Origin of the sequence: Ensifer sp. PDNC004, from assembly GCF_016919405.1 — a bacterium.
Lineage (GTDB): Bacteria > Pseudomonadota > Alphaproteobacteria > Rhizobiales > Rhizobiaceae > Ensifer.
Genome location: NZ_CP070353.1, coordinates 2578909 through 2595701, shown reverse-complemented (window position 1 = coordinate 2595701; position 16793 = coordinate 2578909). Strand labels below are relative to the sequence as shown.

Annotated in this window: 18 protein-coding genes; 11 read left to right on the top strand and 7 right to left on the bottom strand. The window is 63.3% G+C overall.

The genetic code is table 11. The features are described 5' to 3' along the window. The first annotated feature begins 130 nt into the window (after nt 1-130). Nucleotides 131-937 carry an undecaprenyl-diphosphate phosphatase gene (locus JVX98_RS20840; protein WP_205237284.1) on the top strand — a complete coding sequence of 269 codons (807 nt, stop codon included), beginning with the start codon at nt 131-133 and terminating at the stop codon, nt 935-937. Nucleotides 938-1102: 165 nt separating this feature from the next. Here the strand turns inward: JVX98_RS20840 and JVX98_RS20835 are convergent, their stop codons facing one another. The 7 genes from JVX98_RS20835 to dnaN form a co-directional block, all read right to left on the bottom strand. Continuing rightward, nucleotides 1103-1264: a hypothetical protein gene (locus tag JVX98_RS20835; protein WP_034804494.1), complete on the bottom strand. Its 162-nt coding sequence runs from the start codon at nt 1262-1264 to the stop codon at nt 1103-1105. Nucleotides 1265-1503: 239 nt separating this feature from the next. Beyond that, entirely contained in the window at nt 1504-2484 is a 981-nt protein-coding gene (locus JVX98_RS20830; RefSeq protein WP_205237283.1) for a complex I NDUFA9 subunit family protein, read from the bottom strand. Between the two features lie 121 nt (nt 2485-2605). Then, the gene (locus JVX98_RS20825; protein ID WP_192448083.1) at nt 2606-2893 is read right to left on the bottom strand and encodes a DUF1330 domain-containing protein; all 288 of its coding nucleotides are present in this window, start codon (nt 2891-2893) and stop codon (nt 2606-2608) included. 115 nt (nt 2894-3008) lie between these two features. After that, nucleotides 3009-3713: an orotidine-5'-phosphate decarboxylase gene (pyrF, locus tag JVX98_RS20820; RefSeq protein WP_205237282.1), complete on the bottom strand. Its 705-nt coding sequence runs from the start codon at nt 3711-3713 to the stop codon at nt 3009-3011. 3 nt (nt 3714-3716) lie between these two features. Beyond that, nucleotides 3717-4304, bottom strand: coding sequence for a histidine phosphatase family protein (locus JVX98_RS20815; RefSeq protein ID WP_205237281.1), 588 nt, complete (start codon nt 4302-4304; stop codon nt 3717-3719). Nucleotides 4305-4308: 4 nt separating this feature from the next. Further along, complete coding sequence (gene pmtA / locus JVX98_RS20810; protein ID WP_082005986.1) at nt 4309-4911, bottom strand: phospholipid N-methyltransferase PmtA; 603 nt, start codon at nt 4909-4911, stop codon at nt 4309-4311. 237 nt (nt 4912-5148) lie between these two features. Further along, nucleotides 5149-6267, bottom strand: a complete 1119-nt coding sequence (gene dnaN / locus JVX98_RS20805) for a DNA polymerase III subunit beta (RefSeq protein WP_192448080.1) — start codon at nt 6265-6267, stop codon at nt 5149-5151. A 251-nt stretch (nt 6268-6518) separates the two neighbouring features. On the opposite strand from dnaN, the gene rsmI reads away from it, so the two are divergent. The 10 genes from rsmI to JVX98_RS20755 all read left to right on the top strand — a co-directional run bounded on the left by rsmI (nt 6519) and on the right by JVX98_RS20755 (nt 16749). Next, nucleotides 6519-7448 (top strand): 16S rRNA (cytidine(1402)-2'-O)-methyltransferase, encoded by a 930-nt coding sequence (rsmI, locus tag JVX98_RS20800; RefSeq protein WP_192448079.1) that lies wholly within the window; start codon nt 6519-6521, stop codon nt 7446-7448. Then, nucleotides 7438-7806 carry a YraN family protein gene (locus JVX98_RS20795; RefSeq protein WP_205237280.1) on the top strand — a complete coding sequence of 123 codons (369 nt, stop codon included), beginning with the start codon at nt 7438-7440 and terminating at the stop codon, nt 7804-7806. Before rsmI ends, JVX98_RS20795 begins: the two co-directional genes overlap by 11 nt. A 160-nt stretch (nt 7807-7966) precedes the next feature. Next, nucleotides 7967-9265 carry an extracellular solute-binding protein gene (locus tag JVX98_RS20790; RefSeq protein ID WP_077962674.1) on the top strand — a complete coding sequence of 433 codons (1299 nt, stop codon included), beginning with the start codon at nt 7967-7969 and terminating at the stop codon, nt 9263-9265. 5 nt (nt 9266-9270) lie between these two features. Next, nucleotides 9271-10275, top strand: a complete 1005-nt coding sequence (locus JVX98_RS20785) for an ABC transporter permease subunit (protein ID WP_246764917.1) — start codon at nt 9271-9273, stop codon at nt 10273-10275. Between the two features lie 10 nt (nt 10276-10285). Next, nucleotides 10286-11128, top strand: coding sequence for a sn-glycerol-3-phosphate ABC transporter permease UgpE (ugpE, locus tag JVX98_RS20780; RefSeq protein WP_205237279.1), 843 nt, complete (start codon nt 10286-10288; stop codon nt 11126-11128). Nucleotides 11129-11195: 67 nt separating this feature from the next. Further along, nucleotides 11196-12308, top strand: a complete 1113-nt coding sequence (locus tag JVX98_RS20775; RefSeq protein ID WP_205237278.1) for a sn-glycerol-3-phosphate import ATP-binding protein UgpC — start codon at nt 11196-11198, stop codon at nt 12306-12308. After that, complete coding sequence (locus JVX98_RS20770) at nt 12305-13297, top strand: endonuclease/exonuclease/phosphatase family protein (RefSeq protein ID WP_205237277.1); 993 nt, start codon at nt 12305-12307, stop codon at nt 13295-13297. The genes JVX98_RS20775 and JVX98_RS20770 overlap by 4 nt, the downstream gene beginning before the upstream one ends. 148 nt (nt 13298-13445) lie before the next feature. Next, nucleotides 13446-14393, top strand: a complete 948-nt coding sequence (gene gshB, locus JVX98_RS20765; protein ID WP_205237276.1) for a glutathione synthase — start codon at nt 13446-13448, stop codon at nt 14391-14393. Between the two features lie 215 nt (nt 14394-14608). After that, the gene (locus JVX98_RS20760; protein ID WP_205237275.1) at nt 14609-16141 is read left to right on the top strand and encodes a YifB family Mg chelatase-like AAA ATPase; all 1533 of its coding nucleotides are present in this window, start codon (nt 14609-14611) and stop codon (nt 16139-16141) included. A 119-nt stretch (nt 16142-16260) separates the two neighbouring features. Next, nucleotides 16261-16749, top strand: a complete 489-nt coding sequence (locus JVX98_RS20755) for an SRPBCC domain-containing protein (RefSeq protein WP_205237274.1) — start codon at nt 16261-16263, stop codon at nt 16747-16749. The last annotated feature ends 44 nt before the right edge of the window (nt 16750-16793 follow it).

Sequence of the window (16793 nt, the reverse complement as noted above, 5' to 3'; positions counted from 1 at the left end):
GGGGCATCAGCGTGGCGGCGCAAGCGTCTGGCCACGGCTCATAAGAAAGAGCTATAGAAATTTGTGGTGGCAAACACAAGCGAATCAGCCTTTTCCCCCCACTTCAAAACTTGTCAGGAAAATCTCATATATGGCGGATCAATCGATCATCAGCGCGCTCGTCCTCGGGCTCATCGAGGGCCTGACGGAGTTTATCCCTGTCTCGTCGACGGCGCATGTTCTTCTCGCCGGCCACTTTCTCGGCTTCAAGTCGCCGGGCAACACCTTCGCCGTTCTCATCCAGCTTGGCGCCATTTTGGCGATCCTGCTCGTCTATTTCCAGAAGCTTCTGTCGATCGCGCTGGCGCTGCCGACAAGCATCAAGGCGCGCCGCTTCGTCGTGTCAGTGCTGCTCGCTTTCCTGCCGGCGGCCATCATCGGCGCCATCGCCCATGATTTCATCAAGACGGTGCTGTTCGAGACGCCTGTCCTTATCTGCGTCGTGCTGATCGTCGGTGGCGTCATCCTCTATGCGATCGACCAAATGCCGCTGAAGCCGCGCTATACCGACGTGATGGACTATCCGCCGTCGCTGGCGCTGAAGATCGGCCTGTTCCAGTGCCTGGCGATGATCCCCGGCACGTCCCGTTCGGGCGCAACGATCGCCGGTGCGCTGCTGATGGGCACCGACAAGCGCTCGGCCGCCGAGTTCTCGTTCTTCCTGGCGATGCCGACCATGCTCGGCGCCTTCACGCTGGACCTCTACAAGAACCGCGACGCACTGTCCTTCGACGATTTCACCCTGATTGCCGTCGGTTTCATCGCGGCCTTCGTCGCCGGCATCTTCGTCGTGCGCTCGCTGCTCGACTTCGTTTCGCGGCGCGGCTTCACGCCGTTTGCCATCTGGCGCATTATCGTTGGTACCGCTGGGCTCATCGGTCTCTGGCTGGTCGGCTGAGCAGAACCGACGATCTCAGAATGACAAAAGGCGCGTCCTGGACGCGCCTTTTTCTTTGACCTGTTGTCAGGCCCTAAAAACAAAGCCGCGTGCGTCTCATGGTGAAACGCACGCGGCTACTGGCCCCCGCCAATAACTTTTGATGCCTTGTCGAGGCGCCGGCCCTTAGTGGCCGGAAAGGTCGATCGATGCCGTGGTGCACGGATCGACGCCATAGGCCGGTGCGCAATCCTTGCCGCTGCTGGCGACCGTGTTCGGCGCCATGAACGAGCCAGCCAGAATGATCAGTGCCGCACACGCAAAAAAGATTGCGATCGACTTGCCCATGGACGCTATGCCTTTCGAGATTGATGCCGCCGCCCGCCGTCATGCCTTGGGATCGGGGGCGCGAGGCGGTGTTTAGTTGGTGGATATGACATGATCAATATCAGGACATGTTGAATTTGCGGTAAATGCCAATCGCTTTTGCCAGTGCGGCAGAACTGCAACGCTGTTACCGCAATACAACAGAAAACGGCCGCCGGAGGTTCCGACGGCCGTTCAAAAAATCGCTGGGTCGCTGCCGATCAGGCGGCGCGGCCGCTGCGGGTGTACTGGCCCTGTGGGCGGTAGCGCACGAGGTAGGTCGGCAGGATCGGTTCCAGCATCGTTGGGTCGATGCCGATGCCCGAAAGCGTGCGGCCTTCCGAAACGGCCTTTGCCGAGACGACATTGTCGGATTTCAGCAACACCACCTGGTCGGCGGTAAGCGGCGGCGTGACGAAGGGGATCAGCGACGAAACGCTGCCGATCAGGGACGCAACGCCGAAGGGCAGCGAGACGAGTGCGCGCTTGCGGTCGATCGTGTTGAGCATGATCTCGAGACAGTCGCGAAAACTCAAGACGTCCGGGCCGCCGAGTTCGTAGATCTTGCCCTTGGCGATCTTGCCGTCGACGGCGCGAGCAACGGCTTCGGCGACATCGGTCACGTAGACGGGCTGGAACTTCGTCTCGCCGCCACCGATCAACGGCAGGGCCGGCGAGAAGCGGGCCATGTTGGCAAACTTGTTGAAGAAGCCGTCCTCGGGACCGAAGACGACCGACGGACGCAGGATGATCGCGTCGGGCTTCGTTTCCAGGATCGCAGCCTCGGCGCGGCCCTTGCTGCGGGCGTAGTTCGAGGCGGACGATGCGTCGGCGCCGATGGCGGAGATGTGGGTCAGCGTGGCGCCGACGCTGCGGGCGGCTTCAGCCACCGCACGGGCGCCGAAATCCTGGACGGCATCGAAGGTGTTGCGGCCGCTTTCGAACAGCACGCCGACGCAGTTGATGACGTGATCGGAGCCTTCGACGGCGCGGTCGACCGACTTACGGTAACGCAGGTTCGCCTGGACGAAGGAGATCTGGCCGACATTGCCGAGCGGCTGGAGATGGCCGGCAAGATCCGGACGGCGAACGGCGACGCGGATGCGATAGCCACGCTTGGCGAGCGCGCGCACCACATGACGGCCGACGAACCCGGATCCGCCGAAAATCGTCACCAGCGGCGGAAGGTTGGACAAGGTCATGGGATGTGCACTCCTGATCGGATAGGAAAGAATTGATTGCTACATAGCCCAACAGCCGCGAGAGGTGAAGGCCAATCGACGCCTGCGTGCAGAGCCCGCTGAAGGTTAGAGGCGGTGGGGATCAGATCCCTTCGACGACCACCATCTCGGCGTCGGCGACTTCCTGGCGGATCGCAGCGGCAATCTGGTACTCGGGCGAGTTATAACAGTCGATCGCCGCCTGCAGAGATGGAAATTCGATAACCACGTTGCGGGCGCGAACGCCACCTTCCAGCCGGTGATGCACACCGCCGCGTGCCAGAAAATTGGCGCCGTACTTCTCGAAGGCCGGCTTTGCGGCCGCCACATAGTCCTTGTAGCGCTCGGGGTCGCGGACATCGACCCGTGCGATCCAGTATCCCTTGGCCATACTGAGCTCCTCGTCTTGCAGCACGAAAGGCTGACGGGAGTGTTACTTCCGGCAAATTTGGGCCGAGGTCAAGCGGATCGGCCGGCCGCGCGGGTCCGAGGGGTACCGCCCGGCATCAGCGGGCAAGCGCGCCGTTCATTTCGGCAAGGATGGCGCGGGCAGCGGCAAGCGGCTCGGCGGCTGCGACGATTGGGCGCGCGACGACGAGATGGCTGGATCCGGCCTTGAGCGCCTCGGAGGGCGTCATCACCCGCTTCTGGTCGCCCTTGTCCGCGCCGGCCGGGCGGATGCCGGGAGTGACGAGCGCCATGTTGGGGCCGATGATCTTGCGCACGGCCGAAGATTCTTCCGCCGAGCAGACGATGCCGCCCATGCCGGCGGTGCGCGCCTGTTCGGCCCGGCGCAGCACCAGCGTGTGGGGATCGTATTCATAGCCGGCATCGATCACGTCCTGCTCGTCCATCGAGGTGAGCACGGTGACGCCGAGCAGGCAGAGATCGGAGCCCTTCGCGGCCTCGACTGCCGCCTTCATCGCCTTCGGATAGGCGTGCAGGGTCAGCATCGACATGCCCATCTTGGTGATGTTCTCGACGCCCTTGGCCACAGTGTTGTCGATGTCGAGCAGCTTCATGTCGAGGAAGACCTTCTTGCCGCTCTTGGCCAGGTCGCGCGCGAATTCCAGGCCGCCGGCAAAGACCAGCTGGTAGCCGATCTTGTAGAAGGAGACGTCGTTTCCGAGCGTCGACACGATCTTCTCGGCATCCGCAATCGTCGGAAGGTCGAGGCCAACGATCAGTCTGTCGCGCGCGGTTTCGGTCATCGTCTAAATCCCCTGCCAGTGTTCCATCGGGGTCCAGTCGCATGCGACGGCTCGATCCGCAAGGCGGAAAGCAAAGACATTGCCGCCGCCGCCACCCTTCTGGTCGGCGGCGCGCGAGATCGGCGCGCCGGTGAGCCGGCATTTCAGAAGCGTGCCGACGCCGCCATGGCCCACGAAGGCGATCGGGATCTTCGGGTCGTGATCGCCGAGGATCCGAAAGACCGCATTCGAGATGCGGGCCTGGGCGTCGATCGCGCGCTCCCAGCCCTTGAAGCTCTCGGTGGGATTGGCGAAGAACCAGTCGGCCGCCTTCTCGAATTCCGGCGGCGGCAGGAAGCCGGTGGCCGACCGATCGTTCTCGCCCATGTCGTGATGGACCTCGACCGTCACGCCGGCCGCATCGGCCATCAGTTGTGCGGTCTCGATCGCCTTGGTTTCGTCGCTCGAAACGATCCGTCCGAGCGAACGCACCCAGGGCAATCGGGCGGTGATGACCGCGCGTTCGCGGCCAACAGTGGAAAGTCCCCATTGCGGGACGGGCACATCAGGATCGATCTGGACCTGCGGATGGGTGACGTAGATGCCGAACATCCCGTCAGTGCGCCCGGCGATAGACCCAGAGCTGCGCCGGCGGAATGTTGCGCACGACGAAGTCGAGATGCTGGATGCTGTAGCGGTCCGGCATGGCAACGACGGGCGACAAAGGTCCGTAGGAAATCTGCACGACCGGCCGGCCGACCGGAATGCGCGACAACAGATCGTCGATCAGTTCGACGCGCCGGTGCATCGGGAAGTTCAGAAGCGGAACGGCGGAGACGACGCTGTCGAAGGTCTGGCCATTGAGTTCGCCAAGGGTATGCTCCAGATCGAAAGCATCGCCGTTGATGAAGTTGACGCCGTTGAAGTTGGTCTTGAGCTGATTGTAGAAATCGGTCGAATACTCGATCGACACGAGATTGGACGGCTCAAGGCCACGTTCCAGGATCGCCTTGGTGATGACGCCAGTGCCGGGGCCGAGCTCAAGAACCGGAAGGCCCGAGGCCGGGTTGATGACGCTCGCCATTCGGCGCGCGGTGACGGAGGAGGTCGGCAGGATCGCGCCGACGGCCTTGGCGTTACTCATCCATCCCTTGAAAAAGCGAATCTCCTCGTCGAACTTCCGTCCGAGCCGTTCCTTCACCTTCACGCGCAAATTCATTGAACCCCTCAAAACCGCTGTCCTCTCCTCGCACAGGCCGTCCGCGCAAAATTCCCCACCCGGTGATTCGAGCCGGTGGCGGCGGCGTCAACATAATGTGTCCCCATCTGCGGCAAAAACAAGTCTGTCTGCGCCTGAAAGCGTTCGCTTATCAACAGCCCGCAAATGCCGCGGCCAACAAAAAACCCGCCACGCGCGGGCGCGACGGGTTGGCAATTCGTGCCGCGTCAGGCCCGGCTACACGCGCATCGGCATGAGCACATAGAGCGCATCTTCAGCGGCCAGATCACGGACGAGCGTCGGCGAGCCCGGGTCTGCCAGCATGAAGATCGCATCGGTGCCGGTCAGTTGCGACGTAATGTCGAGCAGGTACTTGGCGTTGAAGCCGATTTCGAGCGGATCGTGGTCGTAGCCGACGGGCAGTTCTTCCGTAGCACTGCCGGAATCCGGATTGTTGACCGTCAGCGTCATCTGGCCTTCGTTCAGCGCCAGCTTGACGGCGCGGCCACGCTCGGACGAGATCGTCGATACGCGGTCGACGGCCTGGGCGAAGGACTGGCAATCGACGCGCAGTTCCTTGTCGTTGTTGGCCGGGATGACGCGCTGGTAGTCGGGGAAGGTGCCGTCGATCAGCTTCGAGGTCATGACGATCGAGCCCATTGTCAGGCGGATCTTGGCGTCGGAGACTTCGACGGTGACGACGAGATCCGGGTTGTCGAGCAGCTTCTGCAATTCGCTGACGGTCTTGCGCGGGATGATGATGCCCGGCATGCCTTCGGAGCCGGACGGCGCTTCGACGTCGGCGCGCGCCAGACGGTGGCCGTCGGTTGCGACGGCGCGCAGCTTCAGTTCACCCTTGCTTTCGACCGTGTGGACGAAGATGCCGTTGAGATAGTAGCGGGTTTCCTCGGTCGAGATCGCGAACTGGGTGCGATCGATCAACATCTTGAGGTCGGTCGCCTTGAGGCGGAACGAATGCGAGAAACTGCCGGCGGTCAGGTCCGGGAAGTCGGATTGCGGCAGGCACTGCAGCGAGAACTTGGAGCGGCCCGAGGCGACGGTCATCGCCGTGCCTTCGGCGTTGGTGGCAAGCAGCACTTCCGAACCGTCGGGCAGCTTGCGCACGATGTCATAGAGCAGGTGTGCCGGCACGGTGGTCGCGCCCGCCTGTTCCACCTGCGCCGGCGTCGCCTCGGTGATTTCGAGGTCGAGGTCGGTCGCCTTCATTTCGAGGCTGGCGCCGTCGGAACGCAGGAGCACGTTCGAGAGGATCGGGATCGTGTTTCGCCGCTCCACCACGCGGTGCACGTGGTTCAGCGATTTCAGGAGGTTGGATCGCTCGAGAGTAATGCGCATGGGATGCCGCTTTCAACCATTGCCCGGCGGGCGAACGTCCGCCTGAGCGTCAACTGCGAGTGCCCCGGCCGACCGACCGGATAGATGTGGACCGGCAAAATGGCAGAAAGAGCGCCCGGAAAGCAAGGGGTTTGAGGGCTTCTGTCCCCAGATGCAGCACGTAGGCCCGCCGTCTTGCCCTTGCTCTGTCATGGTGGCTCACTCATAAAGGCCCGATAGACACATCGGTCAGCACGATCAGGACGTTACAGGTGGAAAAGCAGAAGACAGCGGAACCGGCAGGCGGACAGAGGGAGCGCAGCTACCGGCTGCACAATGTAAGCGTTCCGGCCCGCCCCCTCGATGCCGCGCTCTATCTGGTGGCGACCCCGATCGGCAATCTCGGCGATATTACGTTGCGGGCGCTGGAAACGCTGGCCGGCGCCGATGTGCTTGCCTGCGAGGACACCCGGGTCACGCGTGTGCTGCTCGACCGCTACGGCATCGTCAATCGTCCCTACGCCTACCACGAGCACAATGCCGACGAGGTCGGGCCGCGCCTGCTGGCAGCACTTGCGGAGGGGCGTTCGGTCGCGCTGGTCTCCGATGCCGGCACACCGCTGGTCTCCGACCCCGGCTACCGGCTGGGCCAGCTTGCGATCGAAGCCGGACATCGGGTCGTGCCGATCCCCGGCGCCTCGGCGCCGCTGGCAGCCCTCGTCGGCTCCGGCCTGCCGAACGACGCTTTCCTCTTTGCCGGTTTCCTGCCGACCAAGGACAAGGCCAAGCGCGATCGCCTCAGGGAACTCGCCGCCGTGCCGGCAACCATCCTGTTCTTCGAATCTCCGCACCGGATCGCTGCCACGGTTGCCGCGGCGGCCGACGTTTTGGGGGAGGGCCGGCGGGCGTCCGTCTGCCGCGAATTGACCAAGACCTTCGAGGAGTTTCGCCGCGGCACGCTCGGCGAACTTGCCGTTCATTATGAACAGGCGGGGCCGGTCAAGGGCGAGATCGTGCTCGTCATCGGCCCTCCTGACGCCGCGCCCGAACCGGAAGCGGCCGATGTCGATGCGTTGCTGCAAAGCCTCGTCGCCGATATGCCCACCGGAAAGGCGGCAACCGAAGCCGCCCGCCAGACGGGCCTGCCGCGCAAGGAACTCTATGACCGGCTGCTGCAACTGAAGGAGCGCCATGACGACTGATGGCGGCGACAGGCGGAAGCTGAAGGCGCTGAGGCGAGGATACCTTGCCGAATACCGCGCCGCGCTTTGTCTCCTGCTCAAGGGCTACCGCATCGTCGCGATGCGCCATCGCACCAAGCTTGGCGAGATCGACATCATCGCAAGGCGGGGCGATCTCATCGCCTGCGTCGAGGTCAAGGCCCGCCGCTCGGCCGAAGACGGCGTCTTTGCCGTAACGGCGACGGCACAGAGGCGCATTCGTGCCGCAAGCGATCTCTGGCTGGCGAAACAGCCGGATTTCAACAGGCTTTCCGTACGTTACGACATCGTCACGGTGACGCCCTGGGGCTGGCCGCGGCACCTGCCGGATGCGTTCTGAGCCGGTACCGGATGACGGAAAATGATCGTCTTGTTCCGTCCGGGTCTCCCGTTGGAACATATTCGCGGATTTGTAATCGTTCCGACATAAAAGCGTTACCAGCCTGTCATCGAAGGTCACTAGTCCACTGCCATCCGCAACCCGGTGGAGAGGATTAGTCATGTTCAAGAAGTTTACGCTCGCAGCCCTTACCCTTGCCTTTTCGGCGACCTCGTCGCTCGCCGCGACCAATATTACCTGGTGGCACGGCATGGCCGGCCGCAACGGCGAAGTCATCAATGAAGTTTCCAAGAAGTTCAACGAAGCCCAGAGCGCCTGCGCGCTGACCCCGGTTTCCAAGGGCACCTACGAGGAAGCGCTCGCTTCCGGCATCGCCGCTTTCCGCTCGGGCGAGCAGCCGAACATCCTGCAGGTCTTCGACGCCGGTGCCGCCACCATCATCAACGCCAAGGGCGCGGTCATCCCGGCCGAAGACCTCATCATCAAGGCCGGCCACAACTTCGACCGCAACGCCTTCATCGACGGCGTCCGCTACTTCTACGCTGACAGCGAAGGCAAGTTCGTCGGCATGCCGTTCAACTCTTCGGCGCCGATCATGTACATCAACGACGAAGCGCTGAAGAAGGCCGGCGTCGAAGCGCCGAAGACCTGGGAAGAGTTCGAAGCCGCTGCCCCGAAGCTCAAGGAAGCCGGCTACATCCCGCTCGTCCAGTCGCAGCTGACCTGGCAGTTCACCGAGAACTTCTTCTCGCGCAACAACATCCAGTTCGCCACCAACAACAACGGCTATGACGCCGTCGTCGACACTGAGCTGAAGGTCACCGACCCGAACCTCGTGATGATGTTCGACAAGCTCAAGGCCTGGAAGGACGAAGGCTACTTCGCGTTCTACGGCGCCGGCTGGAACGACAACCAGAAGGTCTTCGAAGAAGGCAAGGCCGCCTTCTGGATCGGCTCGTCTGGTTCGTTCGGCGGCCTGCAGAAGACGGCGCAGATGCCATTCTCGGCAACCTTCCTGCCCTATTGGGGCTCGATCAAGGGCGCCGGCACCAACTCCTTCATCGGCGGTGCTGCTCTGTTTGCCATGTCCGGCAAGTCGGATGAAGAAAACAAGTGCGTTGCCGACTTCTTCCAGTTTCTGACCTCGCCCGAGATCCAGTACTTCTACCACAAGGCCACCGGCTACGTCGCCATCACCAAGGCAGCCTATGAGCTTGCCCAGAAGGATGGCTACTACAAGGAGAAGCCGGTTGCCGAAGTCGGCATCAAGCAGCTCATGCTGCCGGCGGGCGACTGGTCGAAGGGCTACCGCCTCGGCTTCTACCCGCAGATCCGCGAAATCATGGAACGCGAATACGGCCGCATCTTCTCGGGCGAAACGACCGTCAAGGACGCGTTCGACACGATCGAGAAGGAAGGCAACGAGCTGCTCGCTCGCTTCGCCAAGACGGCCGGCTGATCTCCATGTCGACCGTGACAGATCTCCTCCCCGCATCGCGGGGAGGGACCGGAACAAAGACCGGGGGGCGTCGCTTCGGCGTCTTCCGGCTTTTCGGTGGCCAGTCGAATAGCGGAGGGGAAAGTGCTGCAAAGCGCGTGCAGTTCTCCTCGCGGTTCCTGCCTTACCTCTTCCTCGCGCCGCAGCTCGCGATCATCTTCATCTTCTTCTACTGGCCCTCGGTTCAGGCGATCCAGTCGTCCTTCTATCTCGAAGATCCCTTCGGCTTTGGATCGACCTTCGTCGGCATGACCAACTATACGGACGTGCTGAAGTCAGGCGAATATCTCGGCATCGCCCGCTTTACCGCGGTCTTCACCGCGCTCGTCACGTTCTTTGCGCTGTCGATCGGCCTGCTGCTCGCCGTCAAGGCCGATGGCGTCATCCGCGGCAACGCCGCCTACAAGACGCTGCTGATCTGGGTCTATGCCATCGCCCCGCCGGTTGCGGGTCTGATCGGGATGATGTTCTTCGACCAGCATATCGGCCCGATCGTCGAGCTCGCCCGTTGGTTCGGCTGGGACATCAAGGTTGGCCTGAACTACTTCGACACCGCCTTTTCCATGGTGGTCGTGTCGGTCTGGAAACAGATCCCCTACAACTTCATCTTCTTCCTCTCAGGGCTCCAGGGCATTCCGGTCTCGGTGCGTGAGGCAGCGGCGATCGATTGCCGCTCGGGCTTCCGCCGCTTCTGGACGGTGATCCTGCCGCTTCTGGCGCCGACCGCCTTCTTCCTTCTGATCATCAACGTCACCTATGCGCTGTTCGACACCTTCGGCGTGATCGACGTGATGGTGAAGGACAAGGCCGCCAACAACCCGATCACCCTTGTCTACAAGGTCTACATGGACGGTTTCCGCGGCAACGACCTCGGCGGCTCGTCGGCCCAGTCGGTGATCCTGATGCTGATCGTCTTCGTGCTCACCATCTTCCAGTTCCGCTTCATCGAGCGGCGCGTGCACTACAACTGAGGTGGAGCCGATGTATCGCACCAAGATTTTCGACCACGTCATTCTGCTCTTCGGCGTCTTCATCATGGTGGCGCCCGTCGTCGTCGCTTTCATGACCTCGACGCACGAGGCAGCCGACATTCACCGCAACGGTCTCAGCCTCACCTGGGGCGGCCATTTCGTCGAGACCTACACGACGGTGCTCACGCGCGAGGGCGGCTTCACCGGCAAGATCACCGGCTTCAACATGATGCTGAACTCGATGATCCTGGGCCTCGGCTTTGCCGTCGGCAAGATCGTGCTGTCGATGCTGGCGGCCTATGCGCTGGTCTATTTCCGCTTTCGGCTCGCGACCTTCTTCTTCTGGGTGATCTTCACCACGCTGCTCCTGCCGCTCGAAGTGCGCATCCTTCCCTCCTACGAAGTGATGAACACGCTGAAGCTGACGAACACCTATACCGGCCTGATCGTGCCGCTGCTCGCTTCGGCGACCGGCACCTTCTATTTCCGGCAGTTCTTCAAGTCGGTGCCGGACGAGCTATTGGAAGCCGCGCGCATCGACGGCGCCGGGCCGTTCAAGTTCTTCATCGACGTCCTGGTGCCGCTGTCGCGCACGATGATGGCGGCGATCTTCATCATCATGTTCGTCTATGGCTGGAACCAGTATCTGTGGCCCACCCTGATGACGACGGACGAAGGCTTCTTCACGCTGGTGCGCGGCATCAAGCAGATCCTGCTCGTCTGGGTCGGCTCGAACATCCCCGACTATAACGAGGCCTTTGCGCTGGCGATCCTCGCGATGCTCCCGCCGGTCATGATCGTGGTGATCTTCCAGCGCTGGTTCATCAAGGGGCTGACCGAAAGCGACAAGTAAGCGGAGGCGGGGGCGGGACAAAGGTCCCGCCCGCTCCTGAAACGACACCAATTTTACGGAGGCAGCCATGGCGGCCATTACCATCGCCGAGGTCTCGAAGATCTATCACGGCAATGTCGAGGCGGTGAAATCCGTCTCGATCGACATCGACGACGGCGAATTCATCGTGCTGGTCGGCCCGTCCGGCTGCGGCAAGTCCACGCTCTTGCGCATGGTTGCCGGCCTTGAAACGATATCCAAGGGGACGGTGACGATCGGCTCGCGCGTGATCAACGACGTCGATCCAGCCGAGCGCGACATCGCCATGGTCTTCCAGAACTACGCGCTCTATCCGCACATGACCGTCTACGAAAACCTGGCCTACGGCCTGAAGAACCGCAAGACGCCGAAGGCCGCGATCGACGCCCGCGTCGCGGAAGCCGCGCGCATGCTGGAGATCGAGCCGTATCTCTCCCGCAAGCCCCGCGCGCTCTCGGGCGGCCAGCGCCAGCGCGTCGCCATGGGCCGCGCCATCGTGCGTAAGCCGGCGGCCTTCCTCTTCGACGAGCCGCTCTCCAACCTCGACGCCAAGCTGCGCGTGTCGATGCGCGGCGAGATCAAGCGCTTGCAGAAACGCCTCGGCACCACATCGCTCTACGTTACCCACGACCAGCTCGAAGCGATGACGCTTGCCGACCGGCTCGTGGTTTTGAATGGTGGCCGGATAGAGCAGATCGGCCGTCCGCTCGACGTCTACCACCGCCCGGCCTCGACCTTCGTCGCGAGCTTCATCGGCTCGCCGGCTATGAACCTGATCAAGGGGCACATCGATGGCGGTGGCCTGCAGATCGGTCTCTACCGGATAGACCTCGCCGGCCGCGCGCCGGTGGAGGGTGCCGTCACCGTTGGCCTTCGCGCCGAGGATCTCCGGCTTGCTGGCGTCGGCGAGGACGCCATGCTGTTTCAGGTCGACTATGTCGAGGAACTGGGCGCGCAGCGGCTCGTGCATGGCACCATCGAGGGCCAGGCGCTGACCATCGCGCTTTCGCCGGAAACGCCGCTATCGGGCGATCTCGCGGTGACCATCGCGGTCGACCGCCTGCACTTCTTCTCGCTCGAGACCGGAAAGCGGCTGGAGCGCGGCACGTCGTTTGCCAATGAAGCCCCGGCGCAGACCCTTCGCCTGGAGACCGCATCGTGATTTTCGAAACCGTCGAGCAACTTGCCGTTCCCTCGCTTGAAACCCGCGCCAGCTTTGCCGAGATCGTGCGCACCATCGCCGCCCATGACGCCGCCATGGCTGCCCGGCCGGAGATGAACAGCGTCGAGGTCGGTGGTGCGCCGTCCTCCTCCGAGACGTCGCTCGCCTTTCCGTTCACCGTCTCTGCCTGGAACCTGGAGCGCTGCCTGTTTGCGCCGGAAAGTGCTGCACATCTGGCAGAAACGGGCGCGCCGGTTGTCCTGCTTTCGGAAATGGACAACGGCATGGCCCGCACCGGCCAGCGTCATCCGACCGCCGAAGTCGCCGATACGCTCGGCATGCAATACGCCTATGGCATCGAGTTCATCGAGCTTGGCCTCGGCTCCGACACCGAGCGCGAATTCTGCGAGGACGATTTCAACGCCAAGGGTTTCCATGGCAATGCGTTGATGGCATCCGTACCGCTCGGTCGACCCTTCATGCTGCGCCTCTGGGGTGAACGCCTGTGGTTCACCGATGGCGAGCAGCCGCGCCTTGGGGAACGTATGGCGATCGGCGCCGTCCTCGAGACCGAGGATGGTCCCTTCGTCGCCGTCTCCACCCATCTCGAAAGCGCAACGACCGCCGTCTATCGCGAGCGCCAGTTCAAGGAATTGATCGACGCGGTCGTTGAAGCCTTCCCGGGCCTGCCGCTGCTGATCGGCGGGGACCTCAACACCGGCAACCATGCCGGCGGCGACTTCGAGGCCGAAGGTCTATTTGCCGTCAGTGCTGCACGCGGCTTTACCCGCCACGGCGGGCCATTGGACGTGATGACCACACGGCCGAGCCTCATCACCCGTTGGCCGGAACGGGCGATGAAGCTCGACTGGTTCCTTTCGCGCGGTCTGAAAATTGGCGAGACCCGCATCATCCCGTCGCTCGACGAAACCGGCCGGCCGCTCTCGGACCACGATCTCATCACCTGCGTCGTCGAAGGCTTCGAATAGGCCCGGCTCTCCTTGCCTAAGGCCCGCCCGCATTCTACATGTCGAGGGCTTTACCAGTGCGGCAGGGGGTAGCGGTTTTTCCGGTCCTCTTCCGTTCCGGTAGTTTGAAATCGATCACGGCTGTCCGTGATCCATGAGGGATGGGTAGATGGCGAAAATCGTCAATGTCGGGGTCCAGATGGACCATGTGTCGGGCATCAACATTGCGGGCGATTCCACTTTCGCCATGAGCCTCGAGGCACAGTCGCGCGGCTATCGCCTTTTCCACTACACGCCCGAAAAGCTGTCGCTGCGCGACGGCAAGGTCTATGCGAGCGCGCAGCCGATGACGCTGCGCGACGTCAAGGGCGATCACTTCACGCTTGGCGAAGCCGAGCGCGTCGATCTCTCGACCATGGACGTCATCCTGCTCCGCCAGGACCCGCCCTTCGACATGGCCTACATCACCTCGACGCATCTTCTGGAGCGCCTGCATCCGAAGACGCTCGTCGTCAACGATCCGGCCTGGGTGCGCAACTCGCCGGAGAAGATCTTCGTCACCGAATTCGCCGACCTGATGCCGAAGACGCTGATCACCCGCGATCCCGCCGAAATCGCCAGCTTCCGCCAGGAAATGGGCGACATCATCCTGAAGCCACTCTACGGCAACGGCGGCGCCGGGGTCTTCCACTCGACCCGCGACGACCGCAACATGTCCTCTCTGCTCGAAATGTTCGGCCAGATGTTCCGCGAGCCCTTCATCGCCCAGGAATACCTGCCGGCAGTGCGCAAGGGCGACAAGCGCATCCTGCTCGTCGACGGCGAACCGGTGGGCGCCATCAACCGCGTTCCGGCCGACCATGACGCCCGCTCCAACATGCATGCCGGCGGCCGCCCGGAGCCGACCGAACTGACGGCGCGCGAGAAGGAAATCTGCGCGCGCATCGCGCCGGCACTCAAGGAGCGCGGCTTCCTCTTCGTCGGCATCGACGTTATCGGCGACTACATGACCGAGATCAACGTGACCTCGCCGACCGGCATCCGCGAAGTCAAGAAGTTCGGCGGCGCCGATGTCGCAAGCCTGCTTTGGGACGCGATCGAACGCAACCGCGCCTGATCGGCGCTAGCGTGTAATCTGCCTCCGGTGGATCAAGCGTGCCGCGGGTCTTTGCCCGCGGCCGTTTTCTGGAACGGCCCTTGCCGGTGCGTCCACCCCTCTCAAATGTTCTGTGATTGTTCTTGTTTTTGTGCGCGATCCGTGCAAGGCTTCTGCCTGCAACCCTGGGCGGTTGCGGCGCCCGATAGCCGGGCTGCCTGGGCGAGGGGGCAAGCATGGTCGCGCGCGTCAGCACGGTCGCATTTCAGGGTATCGAGGGCCTGCCTGTTGACGTGCAGGTGATGGTCGCGCCGGGCAAGGTCGGCATGCAGATCGTCGGCCTGCCGGACAAGGCCGTCGCCGAAAGCCGCGAGCGGGTACAGGCGGCCCTGCATGCCTCCGGTCTCGCCCTGCCGGCCAAGCGGGTGACTGTCAATCTCGCGCCCGCCGACCTGCCGAAGGAAGGCAGCCATTTCGACCTCGCCATCGCACTCGGGCTTATGGCAGCCCTCGGCGCCATCCCCGGCGATGCACTGGCGCCTTACGTCGTGATCGGCGAACTCAATCTCGATGGCACCATTGCCGCCGTTGCCGGAGCGCTTCCCGCCGCGATCGGCGCCAATGCGCTCGGCAAGGGGCTGATCTGCCCGGCCGAAAGCGGACCCGAGGCGGCCTGGGCCGGCGCCGATATCGATATCCTTGCGCCGCGCAGTTTGATCGCGATCGCCAATCATTTCCGCGGCACGCAGGTGCTTTCGCGGCCTGAAGCGGCCATCCGCTCGGGCGCGTCTAACCTGCCCGATCTCGCCGACATCAAGGGACAGGAGAGCGCCAAGCGGGCGCTCGAGGTGGCTGCTGCCGGCAACCACAATCTCTTGATGGTCGGCCCGCCCGGATCGGGCAAGTCGATGCTTGCTGCCCGCCTGCCGTCGATCTTGCCGCCGCTCAATCCGGCCGAATTGCTCGAAGTGTCGATGATCCACTCGATCGCCGGGCAACTGCCGGGCGGCAAGCTTTCGGACCGGCGGCCGTTTCGCACGCCGCACCATTCCGCCACCATGGCCGCGATGGTTGGTGGCGGCCTTCGCGCCAAGCCCGGCGAGGCCTCGCTCGCCCATCATGGCGTGCTGTTTCTCGACGAGTTCCCGGAATTCACGCCGCAGGTACTCGATGCGCTACGCCAGCCGCTCGAAACCGCCGAATGCATCATCGCCCGCGCCAATCACCGGGTGAGCTATCCCGCCGCGATCCAGCTTGTCGCCGCCATGAACCCCTGCCGCTGCGGCATGGCCGGCGAGCCGGGCCGTAGCTGCGCCCGGGCCCCGCGCTGCATGTCCGACTACCAGGCGCGCATCTCCGGCCCGCTGATGGACCGCATTGATATCCGCATCGACGTGCCGGCCGTCAGCGCCGCCGACCTCTTGAAGCCGGCAGCGGCCGAAAGCAGCGAGGTCGTCGCCCGTCGCGTCGCCCGCGCCCGCGCCATGCAGATCGACCGCTTTGCCGCCCTCGGCCATGCGGAGTTGACCAGCAATGCCCGCGCATCGACCTCGCTGATCGAGAAGATCGCGGCACCCGATGCGGCCGGGCTGCAGCTGCTCAGGGACGCTGCCGAAAAGATGAAGTTCTCCGCCCGCGGCTACCACCGTGTACTGAAGGTCGCCCGCACGCTCGCCGATCTCGATGGCTCGATAACCGTCGGCCGCATTCATCTCGCCGAGGCGATTTCCTACCGGATCGCCGGCGAACGGCTGCAGGCGGCTGCCTGACGAGGGCAGACACGACTGTGCATGCCCAACTCTCGCCGTCTCGGGCACGCATGATGCTGGAGTTGAAGCGGATCGTCCAAGCTTTCTTGAACCAGCTTGGCCGGCGGGGAGTGAACTGGATGACGGATACTCCAAAGGGCAGAAGAACGGATCGCGCCGAACGTCGGATCAAGGCGTCGCCGTCGGCGATCTACGCCGCGCTGGTCGATCCCGATGCGGTGGCGGTCTGGTTGCCGCCCGAAGGCATGAAGGGGCAGGTGCATGCCTTTCAGCCGCACGTCGGCGGCGTCTTCCGGATGACGCTGATCTACGAGACGCCGGACGACAGGACGCAGGGCAAGAGCTCGGAGGATGCCGACATCGTTTCCGGTCGCTTCGTCGCGTTGGAGCCGGATCGGTGCGTGGTGCAGGAGACGGAGTTTCAATCCGACGATCCGGCTTTTGCCGGGACGATGCGGATCACCTGGGCGCTGGAGCCGGTGGCAGATGGCACCCGCGTCAGCGTCACCTGCGAAAACGTGCCGGAGGGCATTTCGAAGGAAGATCACGACGCCGGCCTGCGCTCGACGCTCGCCAATCTTGTAGGCTTCACGGAGCAGGCTGGCTGAAGCAGAACCACGCATCAACGACAAACAAAAAGGGCGCCCGTGGC